19 protein-coding genes, 2 tRNA genes and 1 pseudogene are annotated in these 17,894 nt (G+C 64.2%); 7 read left to right on the top strand and 15 right to left on the bottom strand.

The window, feature by feature from the left end:
• Nucleotides 1-24: 24 nt before the first annotated feature.
• Nucleotides 25-957 (bottom strand): SDR family NAD(P)-dependent oxidoreductase, encoded by a 933-nt coding sequence (locus SALPAC6_RS0123615; protein WP_018255781.1) that lies wholly within the window; start codon nt 955-957, stop codon nt 25-27.
• Nucleotides 950-2,434, bottom strand: a complete 1,485-nt coding sequence (locus tag SALPAC6_RS0123610) for a flavin-containing monooxygenase (protein WP_026190009.1) — start codon at nt 2,432-2,434, stop codon at nt 950-952. The genes SALPAC6_RS0123615 and SALPAC6_RS0123610 overlap by 8 nt, the downstream gene beginning before the upstream one ends.
• 115 nt (nt 2,435-2,549) lie before the next feature.
• Here SALPAC6_RS0123610 and SALPAC6_RS0123605 point away from each other — a divergent pair, with 115 nt between their 5' ends.
• Nucleotides 2,550-2,990 (top strand): archease, encoded by a 441-nt coding sequence (locus SALPAC6_RS0123605; RefSeq protein ID WP_018255779.1) that lies wholly within the window; start codon nt 2,550-2,552, stop codon nt 2,988-2,990.
• A 39-nt stretch (nt 2,991-3,029) separates the two neighbouring features.
• Here SALPAC6_RS0123605 and SALPAC6_RS0123600 read toward each other — a convergent pair whose 3' ends face one another.
• The 4 genes from SALPAC6_RS0123600 to SALPAC6_RS30590 all read right to left on the bottom strand — a co-directional run bounded on the left by SALPAC6_RS0123600 (nt 3,030) and on the right by SALPAC6_RS30590 (nt 6,252).
• Nucleotides 3,030-4,448 carry an RtcB family protein gene (locus SALPAC6_RS0123600; RefSeq protein WP_018255778.1) on the bottom strand — a complete coding sequence of 473 codons (1,419 nt, stop codon included), beginning with the start codon at nt 4,446-4,448 and terminating at the stop codon, nt 3,030-3,032.
• Nucleotides 4,449-4,476: 28 nt separating this feature from the next.
• Entirely contained in the window at nt 4,477-5,079 is a 603-nt protein-coding gene (locus SALPAC6_RS0123595; protein ID WP_018255777.1) for a GNAT family N-acetyltransferase, read from the bottom strand.
• 381 nt (nt 5,080-5,460) lie between these two features.
• A complete protein-coding gene (locus SALPAC6_RS29550; RefSeq protein WP_162561504.1) occupies nt 5,461-5,967 on the bottom strand; it encodes a hypothetical protein in 507 nt (168 codons plus the stop codon).
• A gap of 147 nt (nt 5,968-6,114) precedes the next feature.
• A complete protein-coding gene (locus SALPAC6_RS30590; protein WP_018255776.1) occupies nt 6,115-6,252 on the bottom strand; it encodes a hypothetical protein in 138 nt (45 codons plus the stop codon).
• Nucleotides 6,253-6,255: 3 nt separating this feature from the next.
• On the opposite strand from SALPAC6_RS30590, the gene SALPAC6_RS26665 reads away from it, so the two are divergent.
• Nucleotides 6,256-6,996: a hypothetical protein gene (locus tag SALPAC6_RS26665; RefSeq protein ID WP_018255775.1), complete on the top strand. Its 741-nt coding sequence runs from the start codon at nt 6,256-6,258 to the stop codon at nt 6,994-6,996.
• Between the two features lie 6 nt (nt 6,997-7,002).
• On the opposite strand, the gene SALPAC6_RS0123580 is transcribed toward SALPAC6_RS26665, so the two are convergent.
• From SALPAC6_RS0123580 to SALPAC6_RS0123565, 4 genes are all read right to left on the bottom strand, one after another.
• Complete coding sequence (locus SALPAC6_RS0123580) at nt 7,003-7,683, bottom strand: YdcF family protein (protein WP_026190008.1); 681 nt, start codon at nt 7,681-7,683, stop codon at nt 7,003-7,005.
• Nucleotides 7,684-7,921: 238 nt separating this feature from the next.
• Nucleotides 7,922-7,996, bottom strand: a tRNA-Ser gene (locus tag SALPAC6_RS29545).
• Between the two features lie 262 nt (nt 7,997-8,258).
• A complete protein-coding gene (locus tag SALPAC6_RS0123570) occupies nt 8,259-8,459 on the bottom strand; it encodes a DUF397 domain-containing protein (protein ID WP_018255773.1) in 201 nt (66 codons plus the stop codon).
• Nucleotides 8,450-9,247 (bottom strand): helix-turn-helix domain-containing protein, encoded by a 798-nt coding sequence (locus SALPAC6_RS0123565; RefSeq protein WP_080636180.1) that lies wholly within the window; start codon nt 9,245-9,247, stop codon nt 8,450-8,452. Before SALPAC6_RS0123565 ends, SALPAC6_RS0123570 begins: the two co-directional genes overlap by 10 nt.
• 186 nt (nt 9,248-9,433) lie before the next feature.
• On the opposite strand from SALPAC6_RS0123565, the gene SALPAC6_RS26660 reads away from it, so the two are divergent.
• The 3 genes from SALPAC6_RS26660 (at nt 9,434) to SALPAC6_RS0123550 (ending at nt 10,317) form a co-directional block, all read left to right on the top strand.
• On the top strand, nt 9,434-9,691 hold the full coding sequence (locus tag SALPAC6_RS26660; RefSeq protein WP_018255771.1) for a hypothetical protein: 258 nt from the start codon (nt 9,434-9,436) through the stop codon (nt 9,689-9,691).
• Nucleotides 9,691-9,891: a hypothetical protein gene (locus SALPAC6_RS30585; protein ID WP_018255770.1), complete on the top strand. Its 201-nt coding sequence runs from the start codon at nt 9,691-9,693 to the stop codon at nt 9,889-9,891. Before SALPAC6_RS26660 ends, SALPAC6_RS30585 begins: the two co-directional genes overlap by 1 nt.
• Before the next feature lie 234 nt (nt 9,892-10,125).
• Nucleotides 10,126-10,317, top strand: a complete 192-nt coding sequence (locus SALPAC6_RS0123550) for a DUF397 domain-containing protein (protein WP_018255769.1) — start codon at nt 10,126-10,128, stop codon at nt 10,315-10,317.
• A 308-nt stretch (nt 10,318-10,625) separates the two neighbouring features.
• Here SALPAC6_RS0123550 and SALPAC6_RS0123545 read toward each other — a convergent pair whose 3' ends face one another.
• The 4 genes from SALPAC6_RS0123545 to SALPAC6_RS29535 all read right to left on the bottom strand — a co-directional run bounded on the left by SALPAC6_RS0123545 (nt 10,626) and on the right by SALPAC6_RS29535 (nt 13,836).
• Nucleotides 10,626-11,231 (bottom strand): hypothetical protein, encoded by a 606-nt coding sequence (locus SALPAC6_RS0123545; RefSeq protein ID WP_223874316.1) that lies wholly within the window; start codon nt 11,229-11,231, stop codon nt 10,626-10,628.
• Between the two features lie 15 nt (nt 11,232-11,246).
• The gene (locus SALPAC6_RS29540) at nt 11,247-12,206 is read right to left on the bottom strand and encodes a hypothetical protein (protein ID WP_162561505.1); all 960 of its coding nucleotides are present in this window, start codon (nt 12,204-12,206) and stop codon (nt 11,247-11,249) included.
• A 293-nt stretch (nt 12,207-12,499) separates the two neighbouring features.
• A complete protein-coding gene (locus SALPAC6_RS28500) occupies nt 12,500-13,234 on the bottom strand; it encodes an ATP-binding cassette domain-containing protein (RefSeq protein WP_188115261.1) in 735 nt (244 codons plus the stop codon).
• 80 nt (nt 13,235-13,314) lie between these two features.
• Nucleotides 13,315-13,836: a hypothetical protein gene (locus SALPAC6_RS29535; RefSeq protein ID WP_162561506.1), complete on the bottom strand. Its 522-nt coding sequence runs from the start codon at nt 13,834-13,836 to the stop codon at nt 13,315-13,317.
• Between the two features lie 2,252 nt (nt 13,837-16,088).
• On the opposite strand from SALPAC6_RS29535, the pseudogene SALPAC6_RS30580 reads away from it, so the two are divergent.
• Nucleotides 16,089-16,634 (top strand): annotated as a pseudogene (locus SALPAC6_RS30580) (tyrosine-type recombinase/integrase); the annotation flags it as partial.
• Nucleotides 16,635-16,646: 12 nt separating this feature from the next.
• Nucleotides 16,647-17,675: a site-specific integrase gene (locus SALPAC6_RS28490; protein ID WP_223874467.1), complete on the top strand. Its 1,029-nt coding sequence runs from the start codon at nt 16,647-16,649 to the stop codon at nt 17,673-17,675.
• 142 nt (nt 17,676-17,817) lie between these two features.
• Here the strand turns inward: SALPAC6_RS28490 and SALPAC6_RS0123525 are convergent.
• A tRNA-Lys gene (locus SALPAC6_RS0123525) sits at nt 17,818-17,891 on the bottom strand.
• Nucleotides 17,892-17,894 lie beyond the last annotated feature (3 nt).

Below are 17,894 nucleotides of genomic sequence, written 5' to 3'. Positions count from 1 at the left end.
GGCCGCCACACCAGGTGTCGGCGGTCACACCGAGTCGTCCGCCGGAGCTGGGGGCGACACCGTCGGACGCTGGTCGGCCGATTGCGGTGCGGGCGCAGCCCCGGTGGTCAGCCGACGCGTCGGCGCACCGGCGGTCTGGTTGAGCCCGACCCGCAACAACCTCCCGTACGAGGCCGGCGCGATCCGGGCGATCAGGTCGGGTAGCTTCGCCGACCAGCCGATGAGCACCCGGGGCCGGCGGCGTTCCACGCCCCGCAGGATCACCTCGGCGGCTCGGGCGGGTGGGATGCTGAGCAGGCGATCGAACTGCCGCCGGCCCGCCTCGTAGTCGTCCCGGTTCACGCCGCTGCCGATCCGCGCGTTCTCGGTGATCCGGGTGGCGATCCCCCCGGGGTGCACGGAGGTGACACCGATGCCGTCGGCGGCCAGTTCGTGGCGCAACGCCTCGGTGAAGCCACGGACGGCGAACTTGGTCGCCGAGTAGGCGGCCTGCCCGGGCGGGGCGATCAGCCCGAACAGGCTGGAGACGTTTACCAGGTGCGAGCCGGGCTCCGCCTTCAGGGCGGGCAGCAACGCGTGCGTGAGCTGCACGACCGCACGGAAGTTGATGTCAACCACCCACTGGAACTCGTCCAGGGTCACCTGGTCGAACCGACCGCCCAGTGCCACCCCGGCGTTGTTGACCAACAGCCGGATTCGGGGATGGCGAACGCGGACCTGCGCGGCTGCCTTTGCCGTGGCCGCCGCGTTGGCGAGGTCCACGACGACCGGGTCCACCCGCCGGTCCGGGTACGCGGTGCGGACCGCGCTCACCACGGTGGCCAGGCGCTCGGCATCGCGATCGAGCAGGACCAGGTCACTGCCGCGCGCAGCCAGGCCATGGGCGAGGGCGGCGCCGATCCCGCTGGCAGCGCCGGTGACCACAGCGTTCGCCGAGTGGTAGTCAAACCTACGCATGCGCGGGCCTCCGCTCCGGCTGGCCCGCCCGAGAAAACCGAACCCCCTCGTCGTTGAGCCGGCCGTACCGCATCAGCAACAGGTCCCGTGGGTAGTTCTGGGGCAGCCGCCAGGGAGCGTGGGCCCCCTGCCGAGGCAGGGCGGCGAGGCCACGCCGCACGTAGCCGGCGGTCAGGTCAAGGAGGGGAAGCCGCTCGCCGTCGGGCGGCGGCAGCGGGGTGACGACCTGCTGTCCGGTGCGGTCGAGGTGGGCGAGGAGCCGACAGACGTACCTCGCGATCAGGTCGGCCCGGAGCGTCCAGGAGGCGTTGACGTAGCCGATGGTCATCGCGAAGTTCGGGACACCCGAGAGCATCATTCCCTTGTAGGCGACCGTGTTGGACAGATCGATCGGCGCACCGTCCACGGTGAGCCGGGCGTCGCCGAGCGCAAGCAGCTCCAGGCCGGTGGCGGTGACGACCACATCGGCCGCCACCTCCTCACCGGAGGCCAGCCGGAGCCCGGTCTCGGTGAAGGTGTCGATGGTGCCGGTGACGACCGAGGCCCGGCCCGCCGTGATCGCGTGGAACAGGTCACCGTCGGGAACGACGCAGAGGCGCTGGTCCCACGGGTTGTAGCGGGGCGAGAAGTGCTGGTCGAGGTCGTACCCGGCCGGAAGACGGCCTCGTAGCGCCCGCCGCAGCAGACGCCGGACCAGGTTCGGGGCCCGCCGGCTGAGCTGGTAGATCGCCGTGAGCAGCAGGATGTTCTTCCAGCGGACGACCGGGTAGGCCACCCGTTTCGGCAGCACCCGGCGCAGCGCGGCGGCGGCCATGTCCCGCGCCGGCAGCGCCAGGATGTAGGTGGGTGAGCGTTGCAGCATCGTCACGTGGGCGGCGCGCTCGGCCAGCGCGGGCACCAGCGTCACCGCGGTCGCGCCGCTGCCGATCACCACCACCCGCTGGCCGGCGTGGTCGAGGTCGGCAGGCCAGTGCTGCGGGTGCACGATCCGGCCGGCGAACCGCCCCGCCCCGGGCAGCTGGGGCGTGTAGCCCCGGTCGTAGCGGTAGTAGCCGGCGCAGGCATGGAGGAACGAACAGGTGAGGACCACCTCCTCGCCGGTGTCCCGACGGGCGTAGACCGTCCACCGGGCGGTACGGCTGTCCCAGTCGGCGCGGACGACCCGGTGGTCAAAGCGGATGTGCTCGGTGACGCCGTATTCACGGGCGGTGTCCCGGACGTAGTCCCGAATGGACGGACCGTCGGCGAGGGCCGTGGTATCGCTCCATGGCCGGAATGAGTAGCCGAGGGTGAACATATCCGAATCTGACCGGATGCCTGGATAGCGAAACAGATCCCAGGTGCCGCCGATCGCGCCACGCGCCTCGAGCACGGCGTAGGTCTTCTCGGGACAGCGCCGGACCAGGTGACAGGCCGCGCCGATGCCGGAGAGACCGGCACCAACAATGAGCACGTCAACGTGGTCGATCGTGGCCATGGTGTCTCCCATAAACGAGCCCGTGCACTAAACTCTATCCATCACCATCAACGCATTCAACAGGACTCGGAAGCCCACCGCGGCGAACCCCGTCCGGAGCGGGCGATCGTAGCGGATGATCGGGGGCGTGGAAGCACAGCCCGAACGCGGCCACCACTGCCTGCCGCACACCGCCGACGTACGCATCGAGGCGTGGGCGCCGACACGGGAGGAGTGCGTGGCCGAGGCGGTCACCGCCCTGGTGGAGACCTTCGTTGACCCGGGCCCGGCGCAACCCGCCAACGAACAGGTCTACCACGCCCCCGCCGACGAGGACGCAGACCTCCTGGTGACCATCCTCGAAGAGGTGATCTTCCGGATGGAGACCACAGGCGAGCTGCCACTGCGTACCGAGGTTCGCGACGACGGCGCCGACGGGCTACACGTACGCTGGCAGACCATCGACGCCGACGCGGTGGAGTTGGTCGGCGCCGTTCCGAAAGCCATCTCCCTGCACGAGCTGCGCTTCGGCCCCGACGGTCCCCGCTGGTCCTGCGCGCTCACCGTGGACGTGTGAGGCGGCACCACCGCCAGCTCCGGGCGGCCCACCCGGGCATCAGCCCTTGACAACGCCGATCGGCGCCAACCGGGCGACCTTCCGGCACAGCCCGGCGCCCTCGGTGGCCTCGACCACGGCGTCGATGTCCTTGTACGCCGCCGGCATCTCCTCGGCCAGGCCCCGCCGAGAAGCACCGCGGACGGCGATGTCCCGCGCAACGAGCTGCTCGCGCGGATCCTGGCCGCGCTCGGCCCGCACCGCCTGCTTCCGGCTGCGCACCCGCCCGGCCCCATGACATCTGGAGGCGAAGGCGGGGGCACCGGAGACCCCGGTCAACACGTAGGACGCGGTGCCCATCGACCCGGGGATGAGGACCGGCTGCCCGACCTCAGCCAGCTCCGCCGGCAGGTCCGGGTGTCCCGGAGGCAGCGCGCGGGTGGCACCCTTGCGATGCACGCAGAGCGAACGCCGCTCGCCATCCACCCCGTGGGTCTCGATCTTCGCCTGATTGTGTGAGACGTCGTAGACCAGGTCGAGGCTTGCGCCGGTGACCCGACGAAAGACCAGCCGGCTCACGTGGGTGAGTAGCTGACGATTCGCCCGGGCGTAGTTGGCGGCGGCGGCCATCGCGCCAAGATAGGCGTGCCCCTCCGGTGACGAGACCGGGGCGCAGGCGAGCTGCCGGTCCGGCACCTCGATGCCGTAGCGGCGCATCGCGTTCTCCATCCGGCGCACATAGTCGGCGCAGATCTGGTGCCCCAGCCCACGAGAGCCACAATGGATCATCACACAGACCTGGCCGGGCCGCAGCCCGAAGACCTCCGCGACGCGCTGGTCATACACCTCCGTGACGGCCTGCACCTCGAGGAAGTGGTTGCCCGAACCGAGACTGCCCACCTGCTTCGCGCCACGCTCAATCGCCCGTTCACCGACCGCACCCGGGTCGGCGTCACCCAGCGCACCCTGGTCCTCGCAGCGCTCCAGGTCCCGCTCGACGCCGAAGCCGCGCTGCACCGCGTACCGCGACCCGTCGCGCAGCACCCCGTCCACGTCCGAGCGGCCCGACAGGTGCCATGCCGCGCCCCGTCCCGCCCCCCGCGGCGTCGCCTCCGCCAGCCCATCCATGACCGCGTCGAGCCGGGGACGCAGCCCCGCCAGATCGAGGTCGGCCGTGAGCAGCCGCACACCGCAGGAGATGTCGAAGCCCACCCCGCCCGGAGACACCACCCCGCCCGCCGCCACATCGGTGGCGGCCACCCCGCCGATCGGAAAGCCGTAGCCCAGATGCACATCCGGCATGACGTACGAGGCATCGACGATGCCGGGCAGCGTGGCGACGGCCGCGACCTGCTCCAACGACCCATCCGCCCCGATCTCCGGCAGTAGCGCCTCGGCCGCGAACACCACCCCCGGGACCCGCATCGGGTCCCGCCGGTCGATCCGGAAACGGTACGGCGACTCCTCAACCAGCTCCACCCGCGCGACCTACCCGGTCCGGTGCGGCCTACACGCCGGCCGGAGGACGGCGCATCGCCCACACCCGCGGCCCCCCGCCCGGCACGGTCACCTCCCCGGTCACCTCGAACCCAAACCGCCCATAGAACCGCAGATTCGCCGAGGCGGATGTCTCCAGCGTCGCCGGCAGGCCAGCCCGGTCCGCCTCGGCCAGGCCGGGACGCAGCAGCCGCGAGCCGACTCCCCCGCCCTGGCCCGTGGGGCGAACCCCCACCGTGGCCAGCAGGAACGCCGGCTCCTCGGCCCGCAGCGGGGCACAGGCCGCCTCGGCGGCGAGCATCGCCGAATGCCGGTCCCCGGCATACTTCGCGTCCGCGGCAGCCACGTCGGCCCAGACCTCGTCGGGCACCGGTCGATCCGACCGCAGCCACACCGCCACCGCCTGCGGGCGGCCGTGGGTGTCCAGCGCCGCCCAGACATCCCCGTACGGGAGGCCAACCGTGGTCAGGGTCACCGCGAAGAGGTTTGCCAGCCGTTCCCGATGCCGATCGGCGCCCACGGTCCACGCGGTCCAGGAGTAGCCGTCAAACGCCTCGGCCAACACCTCAGCCGCAGCCTCAGCCAACTCCGGCCCGATCCGCCGTACCTCCACGAATGTCCTCCCCAGCCGTCTCGATCAGAACGGCGATCCTCTCATCACCACAGCATCCGCCGCCGGGAATATTCGCGTCTCCCGGAAGCTCGCCAGCCCCGGACCCCCGAGCCGCTCAGCCAGAGCGGGCGGTCAGGGGCCGGGTGGCCGACCTGGCAGGAACACCACCAACTTCAGTGGCTAGCCAGCGGGCAAGTCCAGCGGTGCTGTGATGGCGAGGTTCTGATCGACTGCCTTCACCAAGGCAGTCGCTCGCTGGCCGAGTTCGTCCCGCGCAGAAAAGCGAAAAGATTGCCAGTCGCGACCCTCCGCCCAGAGTTCTCGGTAGTCCGACCCCACCGGGACTTTAAACGAACGCGTGCAGCTAACAGGAATTCGGTATCAACTAACACAATCCGCAATGCGGATGAAATTCTCGCGCTCGCCAGTATCAGGATCATCGATGAAATACCACAGATGAATCCCCCCTAGCCAGCCTCGCTCAACACTCAAGCCAAAAGCGAATCGGTCAACACTAAGGGCGACTTCCGCAGGCCCCAAAATACCCCGCCCAAACCGCCATTCACCGAGCCCGGAAACCTCGTGATCACCCTGCCCCATGAAATCCTCGAAGATAACGTTGGAAACTACAGCAACTCCGCCATCCTTCAGGTGGACGATACCACCTGACGGCGACTCATATTTCCCGCAAACAGAACTTTCCCCAACCGGAGGCCAGACCCCCGACTTCACAACGCCGTCACAGCAACAGACCAAAAGGGGCAGAGCGGCAAAAAGCCACAGCATCCGCCGCACACTCACCTTGCCGACCCGCGAGCTCATTAACGTCCACCATTTCCGGAAATCACATTCTACAAATCGGTCCGGGTAGCGCTTGGCGACATTCACACAAATCGGACATCAGCCCTAGCCCGACGTGGCGGAAATTCCCCTCACTCGACCACAACGAAGCGAACAAGGCCCTAGCTCCACTCACCGACGCAAGAGAAACTACATAATCAAAGGAAGCTATAGGGTAGCGCGAGACGTATACCGTCATACCGCCACCTCCACCAGGGACGATGAGCGGCGGGCTCGCCGTGGGAAGGGCGAGCCCGCCGGCTGCCCCACCTCATCCATGACCGCCTCACCGCTACCGAGACGTACGACGGAGACGATGGTCGGCGCGCGCATGCGATGACCGCCTACGCGCACCAACTCGCCGCGTTGTTCCTTACCAAGCTGGGCGAAGGTGACCTAGCGTGGACCGCCGCCAGCCGAGGGCTGGCCGCCGCCAACGCCAGCCAGGACCACGTCGTCATCGGCTCACTCAGCCGCTCCGCCGCGCACTCGCTGGCAGCTATCGGTGAGTACGCCCAAGCCCGCGGCCTCGCCGCCACGGCGGCACAGTTCCTGGAACCACGGCTCGGCAAGCCGACTCCGCAGCTCCTGTCGGTCTACGGCAGCCTGCACCTCGTCTGCGCGCTGGCCGCCGCCCGAAACGACGACCGCGCATCCGCCGCCACCCACATCGCCGAGGCCGACGCAGCCGCGCAGCGGCTCGGCGCCGATGGCAACCACCTGTGGACCGCGTTCGGGCCGACCAACGTGTCGATCCACAAAACAACCATCGCGATAGAACTCGGTGCCGCACAACGCGCCATCGCCATCGGCGCCCCACTCGACACCAGCACCGTGCCCGTCGAGCGGCAGGTTCGCCACGCCATCGAAACCGCCCGAGCCCTCGCCCGGTGGAACCGCATCGACGACGCGCTCGCCACGCTTCTGGACGCTGAGGTCATCGGCCCCGACCAGGTGCGCTACCACCGGCTCTCCCGCGACCTGGTCCGGGACATCCTCACCCGCCCCCGGCCACCTCGACTCGCCGTCGAACTCAGCGACCGGATGGGCGTCCGGCCAGCAGGGCCACGCTGGTAGCCCGGCTCAGACCAGCCGGCTCGTGTAACCGGCCGCCACCAGGCGCTCGAACGCCGCCCGCACCTCGTCCGGCATCTCCTGCGGGATCGCGAACCCACGCTGCGCGTACACCTCGATCCGCTGCGTGTCGCCGACCAGCATGTCCACCACCCGCCGCGCGTCGCCGATGCTACGCACGTAGTCATCCAGTTCGAGTGGATTCGACGCGCACACCACCTCGACCTCCGGCCACACCAGCCGGCACGTCGCATAAGCCCGACGCTGCTGGTAGGGCCGCGACATGATCAGCACCGACTCCACCGGGATCCGCCGTTCGGCCAGCAACGCACGGGAGAACTCCAGATTCTCGGCGGTGTTCATGGCACGCGGCTCCACCAAAACCGCTCCCGCCGGTACGCCCTGCTCGACGGCATACTCGCGGTAGTGCACCGCCTCCCCGCGCGGAAACCGCCCAACCGTCGTCGGAGCATTCGCGCCGGTAAACACGATCCTTGGAAACAGGCCCTCGTGGAACAGACGCGTCGCGACGACCGCCACCCCAAGATCATGACTGCCCAACCCGATACCCACATCACACGAACGCAACCCGTGACGCAGGTCGTGGTAGCGCCACAGCGTCACCACATCCGCCCGAACAGCGTCGGGAATCACCTCGGCAGCAACTGCCGCACGCCGGTCCATCAGCACCTACCAGTCCGGTCCGCGCTGGGTTCCCTCATGCCGCCAGCGTAGGGGCAGCAGCGCAGCACAACACCGCTGACGCCAGCACCACGCCGCCGACCACCTCAGAACCAGGAGGTTGGCGACGGCCAGGATGATCGTGACGTCCAACGGCTCCCGAGCACCCACCGAGCGACCAACCACCACCGCCGTACGCGAAAAGGCCCTGACCGGCACAGAAATACCAGGTCAGGGCCTTGCTCGTTGGTGCGCCGCCAGGGACTCGAACCCCGAACCCGCGGATTAAGAGTTAGAGCGGTTTCGTGTTAGCCGGTCCCGCTGGATAGTGAAGGGTGCCTATCAAGCCAGGTGGGCACCCTTCTTCATGCCGGCCGGTCCCACCGGCTGACGGCCGGTCCAGAGACATCCGGGCTCACACCGGGCTCACCATCCAGGGGTGAGGCGGGGAGCAAGAAGCCACATAGAAGACCCCCGCAATACACCGACCGTCACTGCAGGGCCGGCAGTACGGGCCCTGTGGACGTGAAAACCCCCGGCTACCCGTGAGGAAGGGCCGGGGGTTTCGTTGTGCGTGTAGCGCCTCAGCGGGCTACGTGCCCGCTGTTGGTGAACGCGACGAACGAGCGCCACGCCTCGGGGCCGAACACGAGCGCCGGGCCGGTCGGGTCTTTGCTGTCCCGGACCCCGACGATGCCGGGGAGGTTGCCGGCGACCTCCACACAGTTGCCGCCACCGGAGCCGCTGCGGGTCGACTTGCGCCACTGAGCGCCGATCAGGTCCATGAGTCCACTACTTCCTTCATCAGCTCGACTGACTGGCGGCGAGGTAGTGCCTCGTTGCGCACCGTCTCCCACCGTGACATCAGAGTATCTACGTTGTCGTCTTGGTCTACAACCGTGCCCCCTAGTTGGTTTTCCATCTCCGCTAGCCACTGGTGACCGGCGCAGGTGAGGCTGAATGGGCCAGTAAGCCCGACATGCATACTGATTTCGTCAGGCAGGATGTGGACGCTAATGTTGGGTCTTTCCGCAAGTGAGATTAGGTGCTTAGTCTGACCGGCCATGATGTCACGGAAGTCTTCGCCCGCTCGACGGATTACCGATTCGGCAATAACCGCTATGAAGTGGGGAGGGTCCTTTCTGGTCAAGACTTCTTGCCGGTCCATCCTTTCGACAAGCCTCCGATCAACCTCTTCATCGCTGAGCCGGTCATCGCACCGGATCACCGCCCGGGCGTAGTCCTGGGTCTGTAGTAGGCCAGGAATGAGGGAAGGTTGAAAACACCTGAGCTGTGTTGCAGTGCGTTCGGCATCTAGCCAAGGCAGGAACCAGGATCGCCGCCCCAGTTCTTTGATCATGCGTTCGAATAGTCCGCCGGTGTTGAGGCCCCGATCGGCTCCATGGATGAAGTCGATTGTTAGCGCCCGTGTTCCGTTCTCGACGGAGCTAACGTGTGACGCGGCATATCCGGCTGCTCGCCCGAACGCTTCTTGTGTCATGCCGGCCGCTCCTCTGGCACGGCGGATCTCACTAACGATGAACGATGCGATCGGGTTCGACAGGTCGACCAATTCAACGTCCCCCAAAATCAAGATCAATAATTCAGGCTATCGCACGGGTTCCCCGGACTGTCTCGGCGCTGCCCACCCGATAGACACACCTAGTGAGGGTATGCCTAGCGCATCCATCGTGGAACCCGACAGCGTGCCGGTGGAGAACCCAACCCGCCGGGGACTTCTTGGACCCTAGGAGCGTCAATGCTGGTAATGATTTCTATAGCTGCCGTTGCGGGCATGCTTGGCCTGCTCCTGGGCGTGATCACAGGCACGAAGGCGAATGCCGCTCGGCACCGGATCGACCTGGAAGCGGCAGCTCCGCCGACCCCCTCCACGCCGGTTGCAACCGATCTTTGCGTGCAGAGTTCGCCCGCCGTCGGGCGGGCGCGGGTGTACTACACGACCCATCCGGACGTAGACGTGCTTGAGGCTGTGCTGGACGGGCTCAGGCGGTTGTGATGGCAGACGACAGTGGGCACCAAGAGCTACACCGCAACCGTGATCCTCACGGGTCGCCCCCGTTGCCGGATGGCGACCAGGTGCACAGTGAGCCAGTACCACAGCCAGACCCCTACCCCCTGACGACCCGTCAGAAACTGACAGCTCTACTGGTGGTGGTGATCGTTGTTGCCGCCGTCGTGATCGGGGCACTTCGGTGACAGGCCGGCCACCCTGCCGGACAACGGTTGAGCGGTGGCAGAAGACCCTCAGCTTGCACCAGGCGGTCAATGGTCACTGCCCGGAGTGCGGCACCCGACGGCGGTGCCGGGTGTGGGGTGAAGCATTCGCGGAGTTGCTGGCCCATGACCTGCTTGACCCACGTACGCCACCGCACCCGAAGGATGTCCGGACGCAATCAGCGTCCGGTGAGGAAAAGAGAGAGGAAGATTCTCGTGGAGAAGTTGAGCCGGCAGAAGCCGATGAGGTGTGACAACTCCGCCCCGAACTGTGTTGAGGTGGCCGAAGGCGAGAACGGCGATCGGCATATCCGCGACACTAAAAACCCGGATCAGCCGCCGCTCCGCTTCACGGCGGATGAGTGGGACGCGTTCGAGGGTTCTATCCGCGCCGGACAGCGTTTCTGACGCGTCCGTCCTGGGTCAGCCATTGAGGGCTGGCCGTAGTGGGCGGCTAGCGGTCCAGGTGCCGCCTTTGAGGATCGTGTGAACCGCCCAATGAAAAGGCCCCGGGCCCCTGTCGGGGTCCAGGACCGTAATCATCCTCAACAGACATACATTAGGGTTGCGAGATACCCCTTAGGCTGTACCCTGCCTCGCCCACCGCATCCTCCTCGGATAGCAGGATCCTCCATCGCCACCGAATGTGAGACAGGGCAATTGTCTTGACAGGCCCAATAGAAACAGCAAGCCCTACGTCCTGAATCTGAATTCCTCTAGACACGGCTGTTGTGACTGGGCTTGGCCACGTACAAGGTTAGCGCGATAGCGAGGATCAACAGGTTGATGACCAACTGTGTGGTCGTCAGTTCTTCTTGCATCACGACAGCCCACCAGTAGTACGTGTACTGATCGGAATTGGAGCCGTGCCCAAATAGCATTGCGGCGATCGTGTAGGCGAACGCGGGCGCCCAAGCCAAGTGAGAGTGCCCGACGGACACCATCACGAGACTGAGCGTCATGTAGAGGGCTACGTTGCGAGTAACCGCCAGGGGCGAGGTACCCGAGGAGAGTAGCAAGCCCAAGTTGGCGACAAGGGCAGCCAGCGCCGTCCAGGCGACCGCCCATCCGGCGCGCGCCCCATGGGCGCGCGCCGGATCGGGCAGTGGTAGGCGATGGGTGCTGGCGCATGCGATGGCGGCACTCACTCCCGCGATGGCCGGAAGGAGTAGAAGTGCGGACACTGGCATCCAAAAGCGGAAAGGTCCTATCCCGTCCACTGTCGAATCGGCAAAAAACAGCGAAGCCAATCCCACCAACGCCAAGGCACCGAGGGCCGGACCGGTACTGTGGACGGCTGACCAAGCACGCAGCGTGCGCATTAATTCCACTTCTAATCAATCACTACCGACTTGACATCGATCCAGATCCGCCAATGCTTGACTCACCTCGGTCGGCGTGAGTTTTCGGTACTCTACCGGCGCGTGGGAGGGCTTCCCGTCGGCAATTTCGAGCCAGGTTCCGAGGAGCGAGAAGAATATTTCATCGTAACCTTCGGGGGTCAATGTCGGGCCATTTAGGAAGTCACAGTGTGCCGGTAGCAGGAGGAAGAAAGCAGCGTCTTCCAGAGTATACCTGCCCTCCTCGTATACCTCAGCCGGCAACCAGAGAGGCTTGGCCTGCGAAGGGTCGGGCCTATAGCTTTGACTTTCCTCCATTATCCGTTGGGGCACAAAGGCGGAATAGCCGTTTTCCTGGGCGGCGTTCATTAGCGTACGAATGTGTGGTTCGACTAGCTCCGCATATCGGCGGTGTTCGTAATATAAGCAGACCTCCGGGTCCTTACCCAAGCAATAGCTTGGTGGTCGGGGGTCATCGACACGCCTTTCGGCAGGAAGAACCGCCGGGGCTAGGGCAACCACTACCACAGCGAGCATCGCTGCGGCAGCGCCAGTGAGGCTAGGCAGTCGGACACCTGACCGAATCCGCACCAAAGTCAAGAGGAAAAGCGTTGATGTGAGGCCGAATACGGTCAGTTGCCCGAGCAGATATCCCGAATTGTAGCTACGCCCCAAGAGGGTGACGGTAGCGGCCCCTAAAGCGAGGAGACGGAATCGGGGTTCGCCGTCTAGTGCATCGCTGACCAGGTAGCTGAGGAGGTAGCCGGATGCAGCACCGATCAACCCAGCCAAAAGATAATTCGCGAAGCGTCCAATAGCTGAGCCAAGCGTAGCAAACCAGAGAATCGCGAAACACTGAACCGTGGCAGCGACTGACATCATCGCCCAGCCGGCACTCGGCTGGCGAACCTCTCCAACCAACAGGCCAGCGATGATCACGGCTAGGTGCAGGATCATGAGCGGGACCGCGCACCACGCGACAGCCCGCGCGTACACCCGCCATGGTCGGGGCACAGCAACAGCAAGATGGAGGTTCCCGGGGCGGGTAAGGCGCGCGGCGTCTACCGCAGCTGCACCAGCACACAGGGGCCCGATAAGGTATAGGGAGGTGGCAAACCATTCGATGGTCCACATTCCCTCGCCACGCCAGGGTAGACCTCGCAAAAGGAAAGTGGCGATCTCTACTCCGAGTGCCGGCAGCACTAGCCAAGGGCCGACCAACGTACGCAGTGCGAAAGGCACGTGGAGCTTCACTGCTGCCCCTCCATTAGGCTGGCGATAGCTCGCTCCAAATCGGTGTCACCAGGTGCCTCGGCCGTCGCGAGCTTCTCCAGATCGGGGATGTTGCCGTCGTAGATAGCTCTTCCCTGATTAAGGATGATCACCCGGTCAGCCAGACCGCGAACGTCCTCAACGAGGTGGGTCGAGACGAGTACGATCCTGTCCTGGCCAACCGTGCCGATGGTGTTGCGTAGACTGATTCGTTGCGCCGGATCCAGGCCAACGGTCGGCTCGTCCAACAGGATGAGGGCCGGGTCATGGACAATCGCATGCGCGATACCGAGACGCCGACGCATTCCGCCCGACAGTTCGCGGATCCTGCTAGAGCGACGGTCGGCTAGTCCTACGGCGGCCAAAGCCGACGATATAGCAGCCGCGCGCTGGTGTCGACCGATGCGCTGCAGCCAGGCCACGTAGTGCAGAAAGTCTTCACAGGTTGCCGATGGCGGCAGCAACGGCTCCTGTGGTAGGTAACCCAGCCTTGCTGATCTCCCGTCATTTTCAAGGGTGATGGATCCGGAGGTGGGACGGTCCACTTTAGCGGCAATACGGAAGAGCGTTGATTTGCCCGCGCCGTTCGGTCCGACGAGGCACGTTACGCCCTTTGTTAAAGTCAAAGAAAGCGGCCCGAGAGTAAACGAGTTCCCAAAAGCCTTCGTCAAGTCGGTCAGGACAAGGCGACCCACGTCCAAAAGTTTCTCCATGCGATCATGCCGCCGCCGAGCCTTGATAAGTCCAATCGTTGCGACGGCAAGGCTCGGCGGTGACTCGTGAGATCTATATGTTAGTAATTTGTGCTGCCAGTTATACTCTCACCAGAACACGGATCGAAGCGGTTCGGGATGTCGAGACATACCACGACAGCCGCACGGGCCTTAGTGCCCCAGGAATGAACTGAGGTGTTGACGTAGTTCCAGGTTTTGGACGTGTAATTGGAACTCGGAGTTGCTTTAATTGCGTGGGGGAAGAATTGGGCACTGATCGCGCCAGCTGGCGTAACATTCGCCTGCGTTTCGAGTTCAGCGTACTTCTTGTGGTTGTCTGCGTTGGAATACCAAAGTCGGGCGTCCAGGAACGAACGAGTTCCGCTACTGTTGTCAGTGACCCGCCACTGGCCATATCCATAGACGGTACTGCCGTAGCCGGAAACCTTCAATGGATTGCTTTCGGATTGCCAGTACTTATACTCATCTTTAAACGTGGTATTCGCGAATGCGCCCGTCCCGGAGCTAAGCGCCATAAATCCACCGACGGCCACCACTGCCACTCCAAGGCCTAGCCTTGACAATGCCCTACCGATCTTCATCGTTCCTCCACAGTGGATCGTTGTCTTGACGCGGAAAGGTTATCAATGGGATTTGAGAAAGTCAAGCCAACCAACTTTAGGCTCTCCGAAAACCGAAACCTCAGCAGCGGTCAGCTGGCCCGGCTCCTGTTCAAGGGCGGCCGCGCCGACCAGCTACGACGAGGTCTCCTCCACCGCCAGGGCGGTGGAGGAGAAGTTCTCCTTACGGTGCTGTGCTGGTCGCTGGGTCGGGTAGGGGGCTCACGGAACGCCGAAAACGGATCATCCATGAAATTTCCTTACTCTCATTTAAGGTAACTGAAACAATTTAAGGTTTCCCTCGAATTCCCACAAACCCGGGAAATGTGCAGACACAAAAACGAGCCTAATGCAGCGGGAGTGGGTAAAGTTTGTGGGAAAGTTTTTCTGCCCCTTTCCCCCTGCCGGGGGTTGGGGGTTGTGGGTTTGCATTTCCTGAGCAGACTGTCTTGTGGGTTTTTCTGTACGGAATGCAGACCGTAGTGTGCGAACCCCCGCCCAGCTAGACTGTTGTGTCAGAGCCCAGGGGCTCTTTCACCGAACGGGGTCGCACGGTTCTCGATTCTTCGTTGGGCCCCTAACCGGGCCCCTTGGCGGTTGGAGCAGGTGGCGCAGTGAGGACGCCACAGCGACGGTTCCATGAGCAGTGCCTGGCCTTCCGGTGTGGACGTGGGGATGGTGTGGTCGACGTGTGTTGAGGGTGCTCCACATTCCCAGCACACCGGATGGTGGTTGAGGTACGCGCGTTTCGCGCGGGCTGCCTTTGCGGAATACCAAACTTCGGGGTGAGTGCGGTTGTGCGCCTCCGACCGTTGGGCGGTGGCGAACGGTTTCGGCTGGTGTGTTGGGCACCTTGTGGTGCCGTGGGGTGTGAGGTGTTTGCAGATGGTGCAGGTGTTGTAACTCATTGCCTTTGCGGGACAGTGGTTGTTTCTGTTGGTTGGCATTCTTTGGGGAATGCCAACAGTAGTAGCTAATTAGAAGCTGTGGTTTGTTACTGTAGGCAGCCCTTCGGGGCTGCCCTTTAGTGGTTGGTTGTTGGTTATTGGTTGGGCAGTCCCCCGAAGGGCTGCCCAACAGTGGTAGCTATTAAAGCTTCAGTTTGTTACTGCGGGCAGCCCTTGAGGGCTGCCACTGTAGTTAGTGGTTACTACTAGGCAGCCCGAGGGGGCTGCCCTTGTTTGAGTAGAACTGTTTAGTAGTTACTGTTGGTTGGCAGCCGAGGGGGCTGCCAACAGTAGTTGCTGCTACTGCTGTTGTCAGTGTTGGCAGCCCTCGGGGGCTGCCGTAGTGGTTGGTTCTGTTGTTGGCAGCCGAAGGGCTGCCAACCTGGTTAGTAGTAGTCAGTAGTGACTAGTGTTGGCAGCCCTAGGGGGCTGCCCTGTTGCTGTTAGCAGTAGTGACTGTCGGGCAGCCAAGGGGGCTGCCCTCACTGGTAGGTCACTGTTGGGTCGGTCGGGTCGGTCGCCTTCGCTCCCTCCCCTCCCTCCCGTAAAACCCCCTCACTATTAATAACCACCTACAAACCCGTATGCCTGTAGGTGGAATCTGATGTGACCTGGGTCACTGCTTCGCGAAGGGGGGTGTTGCAGTGGCTGCTATGGTTGTCGCTCCAAGGTCGGGCTACACGTGAACCCTTGATCGATCCTGAAGTTGGGCTGGAAGTGTCCATCAGGCTGCCTGAATAACTGCCTCACTGGCTTTAAGCCTCAAGCGGAGCCACAAACTTGTCTTCCCAACGGGAGGAGATTCATGTCCAAAAACGGCACCAATGAACCTTGGACCGTCGCATCTGTTCAGGGTCTCGGACTGACAACGGATGTCGCTACGGCCGGATCAATCCTCGGCATCGGCCGCAGCAAAGCCTACACGCTAGCCCAACGCGGGCAGTTCCCTGTACAGGTCATTCGGGTTGGACGTAGCTACGTTGTTCCGGTCCGGGCCATCCTTGAACTATTGGGGGTCAGTGTCGTCGTCCGCCGGGAGCATCCATGAAGGATTGTGGCGACCCTCTAGCACGTCATCAACCAACAGGGAGACAATGCCCGCAACCGTAAGGTCTGGCCGCCGGTCCTCTAGGGCCTTGGTTTCCCGATCCGAGAGCCGAATCTTGGCCTGCCGATCTCGCTTTTCTTTCCTCACCCTAGGTTTCGGGGGAAGCTCTGGCATGCCATCTGCGCCCACTCTTTGCCCTTCCACGCCCTCATTCTAGTTGATACCTTGGAGGTACCTGTATGGTACCTACTTGGTACCAACCTTCACTGTCAGGAGGAACCTTGAGAGGATCAACATTCCGCCGCTGCGCCTGCCGCGATCCACAGACAGGCAAACAGTACGGACAGTCCTGCCCGAAGCTCAACCAACGCCGTCACGGCACATGGGGCGTACGCCAGGAGCTACCGCCGACAGCGGACGGCGAACGGCGGACGTTCCGCCGGACCGGCTACACGTCGGCTGCTGAGGCACAGGTCGACCTGGACGCCCTACGGGCTTTGCTGGCGCTGCCTGACAGTGACGACGCAGACGGACAGCAGCGCATCGGGGACCTACTGGCGGGTGTCGCATCCAGTGGGGGACCATTGCCCGACCTGGACGAGACGAGGCGCAAGCTGCACAGCGGACAGTCACTGACCGCGAAGACCACGGTCGGGGAGTGGCTAGACGAATGGATCGCTGGCCGCAAAATCCGCCCCAGCACGAAGAACAGGTACGCCGGAGACATCCAGAATCACCTAAAGCCCCGCATCGGGGACATACGGCTAGACCGACTTAGGGTGTCTCACCTAAAAGAGATGTTCGCTGGTATCGCTGAACAAAACATCGAGATTGAAGAGTCGAACGCGCTACGGCACGCCGCTATCGATGAGCTAAAGGCGCTCAAGGGGCGGCAGCGTCGCCGTACGGCACGTGCCGCTATCGCAGAGATGCCCCCATTCCGTCGTCCAGCGGGGCCAACGACGCAGCGACACATCAGGGCAACGCTCCGCGCAGCACTCAACGATGCGATAGCCCAGGGGCTGATCACGTTTAACCCTGCCGCACATGTCGAGCTGGATTCCGTGAAGCGCCCGAAGGCGCTTGTGTGGACTGATGACCGGGTGGCGCAATGGCAGGCTACCGGTGTGAAGCCGTCACCGGTCATGGTGTGGACACCAGAGCAAGCCGGCGCGTTCCTGGATGCGATCGGTGATGACGACCTGTGCGCGCTTTTTCACCTGATCGTGTTCCGGGGACTGCGACGGGGCGAAGCGTGCGGGCTACGGCCAGAGGACCTAGACCTCAAGGCACAAACCCTCACCATCGCTACTCAGCTAGTGGCGTTCGGAGGGCAGACGCTGGAAGGCACACCGAAGAGCGACGCGGGGGATCGCGTCGTTGCGCTGGATCGGAAGAGCGTGAAGGTGCTCAAGCGGCACCTCAAGCGGCAACGCAAGGCGCGCGAGAGGGCCGGAGCGGCATGGGTGGACAGCGGTCGACTGTTCACCCAGCCAACCGGGGGGTGGATCGAACCAGACCGGCTGACAGCCCGCTTCGAGCGGCTGACCCGGAGGGCTGGCCTTCCGCCGATCCGGCTGCATGACCTCCGTCACGGTGCGGCAACGATCGCGCTCGCGGCCGGGGTCGACCGGAAGGTGGTACAGGAGATGCTGGGCCACGCGTCCATCGGGCTCACGTCGGACACCTACACCTCGGTCCTGCCGGAGGTGGCGCACGATGCGGCGGAAGCCGCCGCGCGTCTGGTGCCCAGGCAGAAGCGCTCCCGGGCTCACCCGGGCTCACAGCCCGATAAATCGGCTGACATCGATGACCAGGCGTCCTGAGGCGGTGGGAGCTTCCACCGCCTGATGGCATCGCAATACACCCCCGGGCTCACCTCGGGCTCACAGCAGCGCTAGATATCGACAGACACCGACGAAAAAGACCCCGACCGGCACAGAAGTGCCAGGTCAGGGCCTTGCTCGTTGGTGCGCCGCCAGGGACTCGAACCCCGAACCCGCGGATTAAGAGTCCGACGGAAGCCACGAACCGACCGGCCCTGA

The sequence above is a fragment of the Salinispora mooreana genome, assembly GCF_000379065.1.
Taxonomy (GTDB): Bacteria; Actinomycetota; Actinomycetes; order Mycobacteriales; family Micromonosporaceae; genus Micromonospora; species Micromonospora mooreana.
This window is presented reverse-complemented; position numbering and strand designations above follow the sequence as displayed.

Excerpts from the sequence above, each read along its gene's own strand:
- SALPAC6_RS0123615 (WP_018255781.1), bottom strand. The coding sequence starts at position 957 with ATGCGTAGGTTTGACTACCACTCGGCGAACGCTGTGGTCACCGGCGCT.
- SALPAC6_RS30590 (WP_018255776.1), bottom strand. The coding sequence starts at position 6,252 with ATGCGCGCGCCGACCATCGTCTCCGTCGTACGTCTCGGTAGCGGTGAG.
- SALPAC6_RS0123610 (WP_026190009.1), bottom strand. The coding sequence starts at position 2,434 with ATGGCCACGATCGACCACGTTGACGTGCTCATTGTTGGTGCCGGTCTC.
- SALPAC6_RS29540 (WP_162561505.1), bottom strand. The coding sequence starts at position 12,206 with ATGATCCTGCACCTAGCCGTGATCATCGCTGGCCTGTTGGTTGGAGAG.
- SALPAC6_RS0123605 (WP_018255779.1), top strand. The coding sequence starts at position 2,550 with ATGATCGGGGGCGTGGAAGCACAGCCCGAACGCGGCCACCACTGCCTG.
- SALPAC6_RS29535 (WP_162561506.1), bottom strand. The coding sequence starts at position 13,836 with ATGAAGATCGGTAGGGCATTGTCAAGGCTAGGCCTTGGAGTGGCAGTG.
- SALPAC6_RS26660 (WP_018255771.1), top strand. The coding sequence starts at position 9,434 with ATGCTGGTAATGATTTCTATAGCTGCCGTTGCGGGCATGCTTGGCCTG.
- SALPAC6_RS28500 (WP_188115261.1), bottom strand. The coding sequence starts at position 13,234 with ATGGAGAAACTTTTGGACGTGGGTCGCCTTGTCCTGACCGACTTGACG.
- SALPAC6_RS30585 (WP_018255770.1), top strand. The coding sequence starts at position 9,691 with ATGGCAGACGACAGTGGGCACCAAGAGCTACACCGCAACCGTGATCCT.
- SALPAC6_RS28490 (WP_223874467.1), top strand. The coding sequence starts at position 16,647 with ATGTTCGCTGGTATCGCTGAACAAAACATCGAGATTGAAGAGTCGAAC.
- SALPAC6_RS26665 (WP_018255775.1), top strand. The coding sequence starts at position 6,256 with ATGACCGCCTACGCGCACCAACTCGCCGCGTTGTTCCTTACCAAGCTG.
- SALPAC6_RS0123545 (WP_223874316.1), bottom strand. The coding sequence starts at position 11,231 with ATGCGCACGCTGCGTGCTTGGTCAGCCGTCCACAGTACCGGTCCGGCC.
- SALPAC6_RS0123570 (WP_018255773.1), bottom strand. The coding sequence starts at position 8,459 with ATGGACCTGATCGGCGCTCAGTGGCGCAAGTCGACCCGCAGCGGCTCC.